14 protein-coding genes and 1 tRNA gene are annotated in these 16,360 nt (G+C 33.2%); 11 read left to right on the plus strand and 4 right to left on the minus strand.

All coding sequences use genetic code 11. The features are described from left to right. The first annotated feature begins 79 nt into the window (after positions 1–79). The 6 genes from MRZ08_RS04785 (at position 80) to MRZ08_RS04810 (ending at position 7,853) form a co-directional block, all read left to right on the plus strand. The gene (locus MRZ08_RS04785) at positions 80–1,015 is read left to right on the plus strand and encodes a J domain-containing protein (RefSeq protein WP_297379932.1); all 936 of its coding nucleotides are present in this window, start codon (positions 80–82) and stop codon (positions 1,013–1,015) included. A 1-nt stretch (position 1,016) separates the two neighbouring features. Next, a complete protein-coding gene (gene clpB, locus MRZ08_RS04790; protein ID WP_297379935.1) occupies positions 1,017–3,596 on the plus strand; it encodes an ATP-dependent chaperone ClpB in 2,580 nt (859 codons plus the stop codon). 198 nt (positions 3,597–3,794) lie between these two features. Continuing rightward, the gene (gene nrdD, locus MRZ08_RS04795; protein WP_297379938.1) at positions 3,795–5,915 is read left to right on the plus strand and encodes an anaerobic ribonucleoside-triphosphate reductase; all 2,121 of its coding nucleotides are present in this window, start codon (positions 3,795–3,797) and stop codon (positions 5,913–5,915) included. Beyond that, on the plus strand, positions 5,912–6,412 hold the full coding sequence (nrdG, locus tag MRZ08_RS04800) for an anaerobic ribonucleoside-triphosphate reductase activating protein (RefSeq protein ID WP_297379943.1): 501 nt from the start codon (positions 5,912–5,914) through the stop codon (positions 6,410–6,412). The genes nrdD and nrdG overlap by 4 nt, the downstream gene beginning before the upstream one ends. 17 nt (positions 6,413–6,429) lie before the next feature. After that, on the plus strand, positions 6,430–7,014 hold the full coding sequence (locus MRZ08_RS04805; RefSeq protein ID WP_297379946.1) for a LemA family protein: 585 nt from the start codon (positions 6,430–6,432) through the stop codon (positions 7,012–7,014). Positions 7,015–7,022: 8 nt separating this feature from the next. Further along, positions 7,023–7,853 (plus strand): TPM domain-containing protein, encoded by an 831-nt coding sequence (locus MRZ08_RS04810; RefSeq protein WP_297379949.1) that lies wholly within the window; start codon positions 7,023–7,025, stop codon positions 7,851–7,853. Positions 7,854–7,901: 48 nt separating this feature from the next. On the opposite strand, the gene MRZ08_RS04815 is transcribed toward MRZ08_RS04810, so the two are convergent. Together MRZ08_RS04815 and MRZ08_RS04820 are read right to left on the minus strand one after the other, a co-directional pair. Beyond that, positions 7,902–8,417, minus strand: coding sequence for a folate family ECF transporter S component (locus MRZ08_RS04815; protein ID WP_297379953.1), 516 nt, complete (start codon positions 8,415–8,417; stop codon positions 7,902–7,904). Positions 8,418–8,573: 156 nt separating this feature from the next. Continuing rightward, complete coding sequence (locus tag MRZ08_RS04820) at positions 8,574–9,326, minus strand: NADPH-dependent oxidoreductase (protein WP_297379955.1); 753 nt, start codon at positions 9,324–9,326, stop codon at positions 8,574–8,576. Positions 9,327–9,388: 62 nt separating this feature from the next. On the opposite strand from MRZ08_RS04820, the gene MRZ08_RS04825 reads away from it, so the two are divergent. The 4 genes from MRZ08_RS04825 (at position 9,389) to MRZ08_RS04840 (ending at position 14,395) form a co-directional block, all read left to right on the plus strand. Continuing rightward, positions 9,389–11,731: an ATP-dependent DNA helicase gene (locus MRZ08_RS04825; RefSeq protein ID WP_297379957.1), complete on the plus strand. Its 2,343-nt coding sequence runs from the start codon at positions 9,389–9,391 to the stop codon at positions 11,729–11,731. Beyond that, complete coding sequence (gene rlmD / locus MRZ08_RS04830; RefSeq protein WP_297379960.1) at positions 11,712–13,085, plus strand: 23S rRNA (uracil(1939)-C(5))-methyltransferase RlmD; 1,374 nt, start codon at positions 11,712–11,714, stop codon at positions 13,083–13,085. Before MRZ08_RS04825 ends, rlmD begins: the two co-directional genes overlap by 20 nt. 79 nt (positions 13,086–13,164) lie before the next feature. Next, a complete protein-coding gene (locus MRZ08_RS04835; RefSeq protein WP_297379962.1) occupies positions 13,165–14,103 on the plus strand; it encodes a serine hydrolase domain-containing protein in 939 nt (312 codons plus the stop codon). Next, positions 14,093–14,395 carry a DUF4298 domain-containing protein gene (locus MRZ08_RS04840; protein WP_297379965.1) on the plus strand — a complete coding sequence of 101 codons (303 nt, stop codon included), beginning with the start codon at positions 14,093–14,095 and terminating at the stop codon, positions 14,393–14,395. Before MRZ08_RS04835 ends, MRZ08_RS04840 begins: the two co-directional genes overlap by 11 nt. 105 nt (positions 14,396–14,500) lie before the next feature. On the opposite strand, the gene MRZ08_RS04845 is transcribed toward MRZ08_RS04840, so the two are convergent. Together MRZ08_RS04845 and MRZ08_RS04850 are read right to left on the minus strand one after the other, a co-directional pair. Beyond that, a tRNA-Lys gene (locus tag MRZ08_RS04845) sits at positions 14,501–14,576 on the minus strand. Between the two features lie 54 nt (positions 14,577–14,630). Next, a complete protein-coding gene (locus MRZ08_RS04850; RefSeq protein WP_297379967.1) occupies positions 14,631–15,413 on the minus strand; it encodes a C39 family peptidase in 783 nt (260 codons plus the stop codon). A 291-nt stretch (positions 15,414–15,704) separates the two neighbouring features. Here MRZ08_RS04850 and MRZ08_RS04855 point away from each other — a divergent pair, with 291 nt between their 5' ends. Continuing rightward, on the plus strand, positions 15,705–16,193 hold the full coding sequence (locus MRZ08_RS04855; protein ID WP_297379970.1) for a QueT transporter family protein: 489 nt from the start codon (positions 15,705–15,707) through the stop codon (positions 16,191–16,193). Positions 16,194–16,360: the final 167 nt, after the last annotated feature.

Here is a 16,360-nt window from a genome sequence, read left to right on the forward strand (position 1 = left end):
TAGATATATCTTGAAAAAGTTAAATGAGATAGTATAATTTCATTAAGGTCAGAGATGGTCAAAGAAGATGGAGGTAAATATGAAATACAGAGATTATTATGAAGTGTTGGGAGTTGACAAAAAAGCAAGTTCCAGCGAAATAAAAAAAGCATACAGAAAATTAGCCAAGAAATATCACCCAGACCTTCATCCGAACGACAAAGAAGCAGAAAAGAAATTTACAGAAATAAATGAAGCTTATGAAGTTTTATCAGATGAAGACAAACGTAAAAAATATGATATGTTTGGAAAAAATGCCAATTTCCAAGGCGGTCAGAACTTCGACCCTAGAGATTTTGGTTTCGACTTTAATAATTTTGGAGGAAATTCTTACACATATTCGTCAACTGGAGATAGTGGATTTTCAGATTTCTTCGATACACTTTTTGGAGGCTTCCAACAAGGATCGAGGTCTACTAACAGAGGATTTGGAAGTGGTAGTAGGTTCTCCAATATAGGTCAGGGTTTTGGAAAAAAGAAAAAGCAAAGCCTTGATTATGATATGAAAATCAGCATTGATGAAGCTATCAAAGGAACATCAAGAACTATAAAAGTTAAAAATCAGGGAAAACTTACAGATATAAATGTAACAATTCCAAAAGGGATCAAAAATAACAACAAGATTAGAATAGATGGTTCAAAATATGGATTAAATGCTAATATTATGGTAAAGGTAATTATCCAAGATGAGGAAGGTTTAATTCTCGATGGTATAGACTTTATCAAGGAAGTTAAACTAAGACCGTGGGAAGCTTATTTTGGTACTAAGAAAAAAATAGACAGCAAATCAGGATCTTTTATGGTTAATATTCCTGAAAAAGTAAATGCAGGAAGAAAGATTAGATTAAAGAAGAGAGGATATGAAGATAGGAAGGGCAATATAGGAGATTTAATCTTAAATATAGTAATAGAAAACCCTGAAAAACTCAGTGAGAAACAAGAAGAATTATATAGAAAACTAGCAGAGGAGGAATAATATGGACATAAATAACTTCACACAAAAATCTCAAGAAGCTATTAATGACGCTCAAGCAATAGCTATCAAAAATTCAAACCCAGAAGTAAACGAAATACATTTGGCTTATGCTTTAGTTAACAATTCAGACTCTATTGTTAGCCAAATAATTAAGTCAATGGATGTAGACTACGAAGGCTATAGGAATGAACTAATCAAAAAGGTTGACTCTATGCCAAGTCAGTCTGGAAACTCAAATACTTACCCAAGTCAAGTATTCCAAAGAATCCTTCTAAAAGCAGAAGATGTAGCTAAAGAAATGGGAGATAGTTTCGTATCAACTGAACATATTTTCCTAAGTCTCTTGAAGGAAAAAACAGAAGTAGATTCCATTAACAAGAGATTTGGCATAAGCGCAGTTAGCTTTAAAAACTCTATCCAAAATGTCAGGAAAGGTCAAAAAGTTACTAATGACAATCCTGAAGAGACTACAAATCCACTAGAAAAGTTCGGTAGAAACCTAACCCAAGAGGCCAGAGAAGGTAAAATAGATCCAGTTATAGGTAGAGATAGGGAGATTAGAAATGCCCTTAGGATACTTTCTAGAAGAAAGAAGAATAACCCTGTCCTAATCGGCCAACCCGGTGTTGGTAAGACTGCAATTGTAGAAGGACTTGCTCAAAGAATTGTAAATAACGATGTTCCTGAACCAATTCAAGGAAGGACCATATTTTCACTCGATATGGGTTCTCTTGTAGCAGGAGCAAAATATAGGGGACAATTTGAAGAAAGATTAAAGGCTGTAATAGATGAAGTCCAAAAGTCAGACGGACAAATAATAATGTTCATTGACGAAATTCATAATATTGTTGGAGCTGGAAAGTCTGAGGGGGCTATGGATGCATCAAATATAATGAAGCCAATGCTAGCTCGTGGAGAGATAAAAGTCATAGGAGCTACTACCCTTAACGAATACAGACAATACATCGAAAAAGATGGCGCCTTGGAACGCCGTTTCCAAAAAGTCATGGTAGAAGAGCCATCTGTCGAAGATACAATAAGTATTCTTAGAGGTATCAAGGATAAATATGAAATCTTCCATGGAATAAGGATCCAAGATAGCGCAGTAATTGCAGCTGCAGAATTATCTGATAGATATATTTCAGATAGGTTCTTACCAGATAAGGCCATAGACTTGATGGACGAAGCTTGTGCGACAGTTAGGACAGAAATTGATACCATGCCAAGCTATCTAGATGAGCAAAAGAGAAAACTTCTACAATTACAGATAGAAATTACCGCCCTTAAAAAAGAAGATGATGAATATTCTAAGAAGAGACTTAAGGAATTAGAAGAAGACTTGGCAAATCTATCCGAAAAATATGACGAAGAATTTTTAAAATGGAAAGATGAAAAATCTGCCATAGATGATGTTAAAAATATAAAAGAAGAGATAGATAGGGTAAAAGTCGAGATAGAAAATGCCGAAAGAAACTATGATTTCGAAAAGTTATCTGAACTAAAATATGGTAAGCTTGAAGAGCTAAAAAAGAAACTTGAAGAGAGAAATTCTGGTGAAAATACAGATTCTTCAATCAAAGAAGAAGTAACCGACGAAGATGTAGCAGATGTAGTGAGCAGCTGGACAAATATACCAGTTAATAAGCTTGTCGAAAGCGAAAGGAGCAAAATCTTACATCTACCAGAAAAGCTACACCAAAGAGTAATTGGCCAAGATGAAGCTATAATAGCAGTTTCAGATGCAATAATAAGGGCGAGATCTGGCCTTAAGAGTCAAAATAAACCTATCGGTTCTTTTATATTCCTAGGACCAACTGGTGTTGGTAAGACCGAACTTGCCAAGGCCTTGACTGAGGCAATGTTTGACGATGAGAGAAACATGATAAGGATTGATATGAGTGAATATATGGAAAAATATTCTGTATCAAGACTAATAGGTGCAGCTCCTGGCTATGTTGGCTACGAAGAAGGTGGTCAATTAACAGAAGCAGTTAGACGTAAACCTTATTCAGTAATCCTTTTCGACGAAATTGAAAAAGCCCATCCAGATGTATTCAATATCCTATTACAGGTATTGGATGACGGAAGGTTAACTGATTCTCAAGGAAGGACTGTAGATTTTAAGAACACTATAATCATCATGACAAGCAATATCGGTTCAGAATACTTGATAGATGGACTAAATGATGATGGAAGTATTGATGAAGAAAACAAAGACAAGGTAGATGCAATCTTAAGAAATTCTTTCAAACCAGAATTCTTAAACAGAATTGACGATATAGTGATGTTTACTCCTCTTACAAGTGAACAAGTCTACGAAATAATCGACCTTCAAATCGCCGACATCAGATCTAGGCTAGAAGATAAGGATATAAATCTAGAAATTTCAAATGCTGCTAAGGAATATATCTTGGCTAATGCATATAATATCGAGTATGGTGCAAGACCTGTCAAGAGATTCTTGCAAACTCATGTAGAAACTGAACTAGGTAAATTAATTATCGAAGGAAAAGTTTCTGAAAAAGATACAGCATTATTAGATTTAGATGAAAATAATAAATTAATATTTAAAATAAAATAGAATAAACTTTATCTTAATCCCCGAGATTCTAACTCTTAAATAGAAATCTTGGGGATTTTTTAAATATTTTGATATGTATAAAGATAATTAAAGATAAAAGTCGATTGTCTAAATCATAGGATTAACACTATATATAGTATTCATTTTTTACAAGGGACACTATATATGGTATAATCATCATAGATTTCGGAGGTTAATATGATTCAGGTAATTAAAAGAGATGGCAGCAAAGCCAAATTTGAAAAAGATAAAATAGTAATAGCTATAGAAAAAGCAATGAAATCAGCAAGTGGAGTTTTTGTTGAAAATCAAGCTATGGATATAGCTAATGAGATAGAAAGTGAAGCTTTGGGAGAGGATGATATATCAATTTATAAGATAGAAGATATGGTCTACTATAAATTGATTGATAGGAAAAACCCAGCCACAGCCAAGTCCTATGAAAGCTATAAGTCAGTCCAAGCCTATAAGAGAGAGCAAAATACCTCGGATGAGGATATTTTAGGTTTATTAAATCAAACCAACATTGACGTTATGGATGAAAATTCCAACAAGAACCCTATTATTGCATCTACTCAAAGAGACTTGATAGCAGGAGAGGTCGCAAAAGATATTGCTAAAAGAAAATTAATACCAATAGATTTAGTTGAGGCACACAACTCTGGTGCCATACATATTCATGACTTAGACTATCTAATTCAGCCAATTTTTAACTGTTGCTTAGTAGATATGAAAGATATGCTTGATAATGGAACAGTCGTAAATGATAAGATGATTGAGACTCCAAAGTCTTTTCAAGTCGCTTGTAATGTAATGACACAAATTATAGCACAAATCGCAAGCAACCAGTATGGAGGTCAATCTATAAATATATCTTGCCTAAGTCCTTATCTAAAAAAATCTTACGATAAAAACCTAAAACTAAGTAGGTCTATCTTAGATGATGAAGAAAAAATTGTAGAAATGGCAGAAGCCTTGACTCAAAGGGACCTAGAAAGTGGTATTCAAACAATTCAATATCAGATAAATACTCTAATGACCAGCAATGGACAATCTCCATTTGTAACTTTGTTTATGCACACTGACGAGAATGATCCATACCTTTCAAGCACTGTAAAAATTATAGAAGAAATTCTTAGGCAAAGGATTAAGGGGATCAAGAACGAGCAAGGAGTTTACGTAACACCAGCCTTTCCCAAGCTAATCTATGTCCTAGATGAGAATAATGTCCACGAAGGATCTGAATACTATAAGCTTACTGAACTTGCAGCAAAATGTACTGCAAAAAGAATGTATCCGGATTATATTTCAGCTAAGAAAATGAGAGAAAATTACGAAGGAAATGTCTTCTCTCCTCTGGGATGCAGGGCCTTCCTTCCTCCATATAAGGACGAAAATGGCAATTATAAGTTTGACGGAAGATTTAATATGGGAGTTGCTACAATAAATCTCCCACAAATAGGAATCCTCGCTGATGGAAATGAGGACAAGTTCTTCGAGATTCTAGACAAGAGACTAGATCTTATAAAGCAAGTTGGCTTATTAAGATACGAACACCTATCTAAGGTAACAAGCGACTCTTCTCCAATACACTTTAGACATGGAGCTATTGCAAGACTTGGAAGACATCAGTCTATAAAGCCACTTTTGGAAAATGGTTATGCCACTGTTACAATAGGATACATTGGAATCTATGAAGCAAGTATACTAACAACTGGGGAAAGTCACACCAGTAAGCATGGTCATGACTTTGCTATGAAAATTATGAATGTTCTAAATGAAAAGAAGGAAGAATGGACGAAGGAATATGGCATTGCCTTTGCAGTATATGGGACCCCAGCAGAAAGCTTGACTCATAGATTTGCATCAATAGATAAGGAAAGATTTGGTAGTATAGAAAATGTAACCGACAAGGGTTACTATACAAACTCCTTCCATGTAGATGTTAGGGAAGAAATTTCTGTTTTTGATAAGTTTGATTTTGAATCAGAATTCCAACAATTATCGACAGGAGGATGTATCTCCTATGCAGAAATCCCTAATATGACCAATAATATTAAGGCCGTGATGACCATGGTAAAATATATTTATGATCATATCCAATATGCAGAATTTAACACAAAGTCAGACTATTGTGCTGAATGCGGATACGATGGAGAAATTCTTCTAGATGATGATAACAATTGGTACTGTCCAAACTGCGGAAACAAGGATAGAAATACTCTTACAGTAGTAAGGAGAACTTGTGGTTACTTAGGTGAAAACTTCTGGAATGAGGGAAGAACTAAAGAAATTAAAGCAAGGGTACTTCATATATGAGATATGGGCAAATTAGAAAATATGACGTTGCCAATGGTCCTGGAATCAGGACCTCTTTTTTCCTATCAGGTTGCGATAGGAATTGTAAGAATTGCTTTAATAGGGATTATATGGATTTTAACTTTGGTAAAGAGTGGGATGATAAGGCGCTAATGGAAGTTATTTCCTATCTTAAACTTGATGAAGTTGAGGGCCTTACAATTCTAGGAGGGGAGCCTTTTGAAAGTCCAGAGGGGCTTTTACAGGCCATAATCGATATAAGAAAACAAACAGATAAGTCCATTTGGATTTATAGTGGATTTAAATTTGAAGTTTTAGAGAAGATGAAACTTTCAAGACAAATCCTAGAGCAAATTGACGTCCTAGTCGATGGTGAGTTTATAGAAGAATATAAGGATTTGACCTTGGATTTTAGAGGATCTAGAAATCAAAGAATAATAGATGTAAAATCCTCCCTAAAATATAAGGATATTATCCTTATGGATGGGTATAAATAATACAAAGAGGAGGAATTATGAATAAAAATAAAAAAATGAAAGGATTTTCAGCTATAATTGCTATTATTGTAATAGCTGTAATACTATTAATAGCGATTGTGCCAACATATAACAATCTAGCTACATCAAGAGAAAATGTAAATCAAGCCTATGCTCAAGTTCAAAATGTTGTACAAAGAAGGGCAGACCTTATACCAAACCTTGTTAATACTGTAAAAGGTTATACAAATCACGAAGAAGATACACTAACCAAAGTAACTAATGCAAGAGCTGGAGTACAAAATGCTAACAGCCCAGAAGAGCTTGCAGAGGCTAACGAAGAGTTAACAAGAGCTGTAGGAGATATCAATGTTGTGGTTGAGTCTTATCCAGAGCTTAAGGCAGATACTCAATTTGTTGCTTTGATGGATGAGCTTGCTGGTAGTGAAAATAGGATCTCGGTTGAAAGAAAAAACTACAACGAAGCCTGCCAAGAATTTAATACTAAGCTTGTAAGATTTCCAACTAATATAATTGGTAAAATCACGGGCTTCAAACAAGCGGAGTATTTCCAAGCAAGTGAAAGTGCCCAAGAAGTGCCTACTGTAGATTTCAATAAATAGGAGATGTTATGGAAAAGGCTAAAAGAATAAAATTAAATATAATCATGCTGATTATCTTCTGCCTTTTTCCAACTCTTGCTCGAGCAGATGATATATCCAGCAAGGTAAATGATTATTATTATGATGAGCTTTCAATTTTAGATGAAAGTACCAAAGAAAATATCAAAAAGACCAATAGAGAACTAGAAAGTAAGACTGGAGCTCAGATAGTAGTCCTAAGCCTTAATAATCCAAATGGCCTAGAGGGTATGGATTATGGAAGCGATTTATTTAATGAACTAAAAATCGGAGATAAAGTAAAGGATAATGGAGTCTTGATTTTATTTCTAGAAAATAAAAATACAGACCAAAGAGAAATCGCAATTATACCAGGATATGGCCTAGAAGGAATATTAAATGACGCCAAAGTTGGTAGAATAATAGACAACTTTATGTTAGATTATTTTAAAAATGGCCAATACTCAAAGGGTATTAATGAAGGTTTCAATGCCGTAGTTAGCCAAGTTTTAAGCGAATGCGATATCACTTTAGATGGTAATTATGAAGCTTATCAAGAAAATCTAGAAGCTAGCGATGGAATTAGTATGTTTGAGATATTATTTATACTGGTAGTATTTATATTAATTTCAAACATGTTTACTAGAATTAGTCGCGGACCTTCTTCGTATTATAGAGGAAGAAGGAGGAGAAACTACCCAGGTTGGTATGGTAGGAGTTTCTGGAATGACAATGATGATGATCCCTTCTCAGGTTGGTCGTCTGGTGGAGGATTCTCTGGAGGCGGCTTTTCCGGCGGAGGTGGAAGCACTGGTGGTGGAGGAGCTAGTAGAAAATTTTAATTTAAAAGGAGTTTGCTTTGTTATATAAGAATGCAAACTCCTTTTTCTTTATTTCATTTTTGGTATTAATCTTTCATAGATTAATAAAAGCAATATATAATTTATAATAGCATCTGGCATGACTTTAATGGCTCTGCCTGCAAGAAGAACCTTGTAAGGAGTTCCATAAAGTTGTGTCAACCATAAAGGTGTCAAGAAACCATGGTTAATCCCATATACAAAAATTATAACAAGAAGAATCAAGACTTTATTGGAAATGTCTTTTTTCTTGCCAAACATAAATATAAGGCCAGGCACCATTCCTGTTAAAATAGCTCCTAAGGTAAAGCCAGGATGATAGGCTCCTCCCAAATTAATCATAATTCCTATTAGGTCAGCTGCAAGTCCCGATAGGGCTCCAAGCAATGGACCAAATAGTATACCCGAAAGCATAAGAGGTAGGGTACCAAAAGATATTTTTATATCTTGTGTAAGCTGGATACCGAATATCCTCGATAAAATTATGCTTAGTGCTGTTAACATCGCTGCCTTAACTAAATTATTTATTAGTATTTTATTTTTCATAAATCCCCTTTCTATCAGAGGTCAGCGGTTGCGATAAAGAATCATGCATTCGCTTCGTTTAAGAACGACAACCCATTTCTTAACACTTAATGCTCTTTATCTACTCTGATAATACTATTATAAACTAAATAGCTAAAAAATAGAAGGGGCTTTATTTTATTTATTATTTATAATAAATCCTTGTCTTTCTAATGTTTCGAACATCTTGCAACGATTTTTAATAAGAGATCCTTGTTTTTTAGGAATTTGTAGGGAGAAGTAGTCACTTCTCCTGTTAGCATCTCTAAGATCGTAATAAGTAGTCATTTCCTTATCATAATCTTTAATCTTTTCATTATAACTATCAAAAACTTTATAAGAATTTTCGAAGGCCTTAAGCTCTATGGGCATTCTTGGCTTAAGCTGTGGATTTTGGTTAGGGTAGCCAAAGCCAAGTCCTACAGCTGGATAGGTAAGTTTAGGTAGATTTAATAAGTCTATGACCCTTTGAGTGTCGTTGTGGATATTTCCAAAATAATTCGTCCCAAGTCCCAAGGACTCGCATGCAACAACGACATTTTGAACTCCAATAATAGCATCTGTAAAAGCTTGAATAAACTTATCAAAGCTAATCATCTCGTCATTTTCAACTCCATTTTCCTTAGCTATAGAGTAATTTCTATATAAGTCTGCAACGAAAATCCATAACTCTGGTGCCCTTCTCATATATTCTTGATTACCATTATCTGCTAGTTGATCTTTGATATTTTGATCAGTTACTCTGATTATAGAAAACATCTGCATGCCATTAGATGAAGCTGAATGATTTGCTACATCTAATAATTTTTCTATCATTTTATCATCTATTTTTTTATCCGTAAATTCTCGTATAGTCCTATGATTTAAGGCTAAATCAATTGTATCTTTCATAATAGCTCCTTTCTTCTTTCTAAATTTATACCCAATATGTTATAATTTAGCTAGGTGATAATATGTTAGTTAAAATATCTGTAAGAAACTTAATAGAATTTGTAATGCGTTCTGGAGATATAGACAATACTTTTAGAGATAATACAAGGATGATTGAAGGAATAAGAGCCCATCAGAAAATTCAGAAGTCTTATGGCCTTAATTACAACAAGGAATATTCACTTAAGAACTTAACAAGTATTTCTGGAATCGACTTTCAAGTTGAAGGAAGAGCCGATGGTCTAATCAAGGATAAGGATTCTTATACTATTGATGAGATTAAGTCTACCAAGAGAAAGCTTGAAGAGATAGATGATAAGAATAAGCTTCATTGGGCACAAGCAAAATGTTATGCTTATTTCTTTGCTGTTGATAATGAATTAGAAGAAATAAATATCAGCCTAACTTATGTATCTACAGAAAATTATAAAACTAAGATTTTTAAAAAATCATTTACTAGGAAAGAGCTTGAGATATTTTACATAGATTTATTAAAAAAATACATAGACTTCTCTAAGATTATCACAAAAAACTTAGAAGAAAGGAATACGAGCTCAAAGTCATTGACCTTTCCCTACGGACAATATAGGAAGGGGCAGAGGAAGATGGCGGTGGCTGTATATACTGCGATTCTTAAGGAGAGAAATCTCTTCGTAGATGCTCCCACAGGAATAGGAAAGACTATTTCATCTATCTTTCCATCAATAAAATCTATTGGAGAAGACTTATCGGACAAGATATTTTACTTAACAGCCAAGAATACAACTGGAAAAGAAGCTATCAAATCCCTTAAGCTATTGGAAGAAAATGGACTTAAGATAAGGGCCTTACAAATCACATCTAAGGAGAGAATCTGTCTTAATGATGAGGTCAGATGCAATCCTGATGATTGTCCCTTTGCTAAGGGTCACTTTGATAGGGTAAATGACGCTTTAAAAGATATTTTAACTAAAGAAACTATAATGGATTATGATATTATAACTTCCTACGCCGAAAGATACAAGGTTTGCCCCCTAGAGTTTGAATTTGATATAGCAAGCTACGCTGACTTTATAATCTGTGATTATAATTATGTTTTTGATCCTACAGTATTTCTTAGGAGGTTTTTTGAAGAAATCTCAGCGCGATATATATTTTTAATAGACGAAGCTCACAATCTCCTGGATAGGGCAAGAGATATGTACTCCTTTTCTTTTAGAGATAGTGAATTCAAAGAATTAAAAGCTTGTTTTAATATTAATAAACACAAGAAAATAATTAAAGTATTGGATGAAGTTATCCTTAATTTTGAAAATAATTATGAAAAATATGGCAAAAAGCTACACTATTATACGAAAAATCACATAGACAGCTTGGATAAGATTCTACTAGAACTAGCTAAAAAATTGGAGAAGTTTCTCATAGAAGAAAAAGACGATAAAAATTATGATTATGTCCTGGAGATGTATTTTAATATAAATTCATATCTTAAGATTTCCGATTATTTTATGGAAGGCTTCTACAACGTGATTAGCTATGATGAAAAAAACGAGGATAAAATATTTGAAATTAAGTGTGTAGATCCTTCCCATATCCTAAAGAAAAAATACGATTATGCAAGATCTACTATATTTTTTTCTGCAACTCTCTCTCCAATGCCTTTCTTCATGGATATGTTGGGTGCAAGGGAAAGCCTCAAATTACGACTTGACATGCCATTTTCTACAGGAAACTCACTTATTTTACAAAAATCTATAAGCACTCGTTATAGGGACAGGTCAAGGAATGTTTCGACTATGTCTGATCTTATAAATGAATTTGTAAGTAGTAGAGAGGGAAATTATTTTATATTTTTTCCATCATTTTCTTATCTAGAAGCCGTAGCAGGAGACTACAGTGTAAGGTATAGCGATGATATCTTAATTCAAGATAGGTCTATGAGCCAGATCGACAGAAATAGATTTATTAAAAAATTCACAGAAGAAAGTAAGGAAGTAGCCTTTGTTGTCCTTGGAGGAATTTTTTCTGAAGGAGTGGACCTTATAGGTGATAGGCTTATTGGATCTATGATTATATCTGTTGGTATGCCAGGAGTATCTTTTGATAGGAATCTTATTAAAGACCATTTTGATAGGGAAGGCTTGAGTGGGTTTGACTATTCTTATACCTATCCTGGAATTAACAAGGTATTTCAAGCTGCTGGTAGGGTTATTAGAAGCGAGAATGATAGGGGTATAATCTATCTTGTCGACGATAGATATAGCTGGAATCAATACCAAATGCTTTTTCCTAAACATTGGAATAGTATAAAATATTTAAATCAATATCAACAATTAAAAAATATAACAGATAAATTTTGGAGTGAAAATGAGAAAAAAAGCGATTAAAGAAATTAAAATAAAAAAAATGAAATACCCTAATATTAGCCAAGGATACGATGAAGATGGGAACTTGGTAGAATTTAAGGGAGGTCTACTAGGACAAACCGTAAAAGTAAAGGCTAAAAAGAGAAACAAGGATAAGATTAAGGCAAAATTAATAGAAACAATCGAAGAATCAGACTTAGAAAATTCTAGTAAAACATGTGATAATCCTAATATTTGCGGAGGCTGTGCCTACCAGAAGCTTGCCTATGAAACTGAACTTATGTTAAAAGTGGATATGATTAGAAATCTTTTTAAGGATAATTCTATAGATTATGAAGGAGACATTAAAATAAATCAGTCTCCTAAAATTAAGGCTTATAGAAATAAAATGGAATATACTTTTGGCGATAGCGAAAAAGGAGGAGACCTTGTCTTAGGACTTCATAGACAAAATAGATTTTATGAAATTGTAGATACGACAAATTGCAATATTATCGATGAAGATTTTAACACTATAAGGGAGAGCGTCCAGGCTTATTTTAGAGAAAAGAAAACAGATTTCTACCACAAAAGAACTAGAGAAGGGCTTTTAAGACACCTAATAATAAGAAAAGCCCATAGGACAGGTGAAATTATGGTGATCCTTGTTACTACAAGTGATGAAAGCTTTGATAGTTTGAGGATAAATCTATTTTTAAATAAACTCCTATCAATTGACTTAATTGGAAAAATCGTATCAGTCTACCATGTTATAAACGATTCGCCAGCGGATGCAGTAGTAGTGGAAAAGCTCAATTTAATATATGGAAAAGAATTTATTAGAGAAGAAATGCTTGGTTTATCTTTTAATATCTCTCCATTCTCTTTCTTCCAACCTAATATCTACACAGCAGAGAAACTCTATCAAAAGGCCTTCGACCTTGCAAATATAGATCAAAGTATGGACGTTCTTGATCTTTATTCAGGGACAGGAACAATCACCCAAGTCATGGCCCAAAGAGCAAGGACTGCTACAGGTATTGAAATAGTAAAAGAGGCCGTAGATAAGGCATGGGAGAACGCTAAGATAAACGAGATAGATAATATTAATTTTTTGTGTGGAGATGTCTTAGAAGAAATCGAAAAGGTAGGAAATAAGTATGACGTGATTATACTAGATCCGCCAAGAGCAGGAATAAGCCCAAAATCTCTAGAGAAAATTCTAAAGATCGATACAGAGAAATTCATTTACATTTCCTGCAATCCAAAAACACAAGTTGAAAACTTAAAAGAATTTATAAAACAAGGATTCGAAATAAAAGATTACGAGATTTACGATCAATTCCCAAAATCCGTCCATTTAGAAGCAATAGCTTTATTGACTAGGAATAAATAGAACTTTATTTGTATTAAAAAATAACTGTCTTGATGATTAATTTAGAGCTATTAATAAATAAGTCTTATAGGAGTTTATATTGGAGTCTAATTTAGAAAAATATTACAAGAAAAATCTAGAAAAATCTCTTGCTAGTTCTTTTCTAATCTATGATGGAAATAAGGATAGGATTATAGGGAAGGCTAATAACAGGCCTTTAAATGTGAGATCTGTGGCTAAGAGTGTTTTGGCTATTGGATCCTTAATACTGATGGAAAAAAGTCAATTTGATTTTAATTTGGATACTTATATCTATCCTTTGTTAAAAGAAAGTATAAAGCTTACGAATAAAGATAATATTAAATATTTAAAGGAAACTCAAGTAAAGCATCTACTATCGCATAGTCTAGGCTATGATAAATCCTTGCTGATGTCAAAAGATATTGAAGGTATTCCTGAAGAAGATTTACTTAATTTATGTATTAATTATCCCATCAAGTATAAGCCTGGTACCCATTTTAAATATTCAAATGCCTCTTATTACTTATTATCTGTAGTTATGGAAAATTATCTTAAATCATCCCTGTATGATTTTTTAAAAGATAACTTGTTCGACAAACTAGATATAAAAAAAGTAAAGTGGGATTCGTATGGAAAGTTTATTGTTGGTGCTAGTAAGTTGTATATTAGTGATTTGGACATGATCAAAATTGGTCTTTTGTTATTGAAAAAGGGGAAATATCACAACAGTATAGTCCTTAGTGAAGATTCTATTAGTAAATTATTTACCCCTGTTTTTGCTAGAGATTCTGATAAATTTACTTATCTATCTGAAGATTTTTATACTTATGGTTTTTGGAAGAGTAAAAATCAAATAGTTTTTGCTTCAGGAACTGGTGGTCAAATAATTGCATTATTAGCTGATGAAAATATAGTTATAGTGACTACAAATGATAGATCTGACGATTTGTCAGATTCAATAAAAGAAGATGTTGATAATTTGATAAAATTTATTAAAGGAGATATTAATGGACTATAATTACCTAAACGAACTAAATGAAATATATGAAGATCATGAAAAATTAATGGAAAATTTAAAAAAAGCTCTAGAAGAATTTGTAGATCATCAAGATAAGTACAAGAGATTGGTTACTTATTATTATAGCGAAGATTTTACAAAGGATATGGATGCATCCAACAGAGGAGAGATAGGGGATGATATAAATCAGGCTGTACTGAGTGAAGATGCCATCTATGATTTGATGGGAGAAAATTATTACACAGGGCTTGCTTTATTAGAAACAGCAAATGATTTGATACAAGATAGATAAATAAATATACAGTAAGAGGAGTTGCCAATCAATATGGCAGCTCTTTTACTATATATACACTAGTTAAATAAGAATAAAAAAAAGAGGCTAGGCCTCTTCGTGATTTGGTGCACCATCAGAGACTCGAACTCTGGACACCCTGATTAAGAGTCAGGTGCTCTACCAACTGAGCTAATGGTGCGTATCAACTACCCTTATATAATACCATGTTCCGGGGTAGCTGTCAAATATTTTTTTAAGAAAATTTCCAAATGTGAACTATTTGGTCTTGGATCTGCTCATAGTCCCATTCTCGCATGGTATTTTTTATACTATTTGGATCATTTATAATAAATTTTCCGTCTTTATATGAATCTATTACGAAAATATGACCGGCAAGGGTGAAGTATCCCCTTTCGACAGAAACTATTAAAGGCCCTTCCTTTAATGCCTCTATCATTTTTTGCTTATCTTTTTCTAAGTCTTCACATTTATATCCATACTTATTAGCTTCATCTGTAAAAAAGCTCCAAGCAATTCCTTCTTCAACCATATATTCTTTTGCGTCTTCTCCGATTGTTTTAGGAGTTATAGAAGGATCATTCCTAAGTCTAGCTAAGACCATGGCCATGGAAGTTGGTCCGCAGCCAGCAACACCTATATTAATATCTGATAGTTCCTGGTAAGCCCATCTATTATCCCATTGAATATAGTAAGGGGTAGGTCTATTTAGCTTAATGCTTTCACCTTCCTTATATGGGAAATCTTTGATATTATGATTCATATTATATACGAATTCAATAGTATCGGGGTCATTTCCAGTAAGGTAGGCCTCAGTATCTGTTAAATTCTTGAAATTATCATAAACCCATTTAGCCTTTGGATCTTTATTTGCAGGATCCTCTAAGTTTTTAATTAAATCATCTCTCCTATCAGTTTTATAAACAGGCTTAGTTTCGTTTACAACATCTAAATTATTAACGAAATCTTCTCCCTTATTAAAAGTATCCTTGGCTATGGAATTAATTTCTTCTATCATTTGCAGGTTTTCTTTATCTAAGTAATTATTATCTGATTTTCTTTTGTTAGAACACGAGCATAAAAAAAGTGCAGCTAACAAAAATATCAACCTATTGAACTTCATAAGTTTACATTACCTTTTATTGGGGATTAATCAATTAGTATAAGTGATTGATGGTTCGTATTTAGCTAAGACAGGTCTATTCTAATTGAATCTTCAAGTGTTTAGCTTGTAAAATTATATTTATAAGTTATAATAAAAGGGCAATGTTTCTTGGGACCCATTGTAAAAAATATCAAGGAGTGTAAAATGAAAAATAATTTGGATACTAATTTTTTGGTAAAATCCGCAATTGTTGCAGCTTTGTATGCTGTGCTTACTTTATTGTTGCCTATGGCATCTTATGGACCAATTCAGCTTAGATTTAGCGAAATTATGGTTCTTCTTGTTTTTTATAACAAGAGATTCATACCAGGTCTTGTTCTAGGTTGTGCTATAGCTAACTTATTTTCACCTATGGCAGCTTTTGATGTGGTATTTGGTACCTTATCATCATATATTGCTTTCCGTCTTATTTTAAAGAGCAAGACTTTGTTCACAGCTTCTTTATGGCCGGTATTAATGGTGATTGTGCCTGCTTTGGGAACATATTTTATTCTAGCTAATGATGCTGTATTATTGATTATGATTCTCGAATTTATGGCAAGTGAATTTATTATGGTAAGTATTATAGGCGTTTTAATATTTAAAATGCTTGAAAAGAATGATGGTTTTATGAAATATATTAGAGAATTTTAAAAAACTCCCTTCTATCAGCTAGATAGTGATATGTACCCTCTTTACTGGACAAACCAGTAAGGAGGGTATTTTTATGAAATATAGCTATGAATACAAAAAAGAATGTGTTCAGTTGTACAGAGAGGGAATATGGCCGAAAACACCAGCAGGGACAAATGAAAAAACTT

The sequence above is a fragment of the Anaerococcus sp. genome (genome assembly GCF_022770135.1).
Taxonomy (GTDB): Bacteria; Bacillota; Clostridia; order Tissierellales; family Peptoniphilaceae; genus Anaerococcus.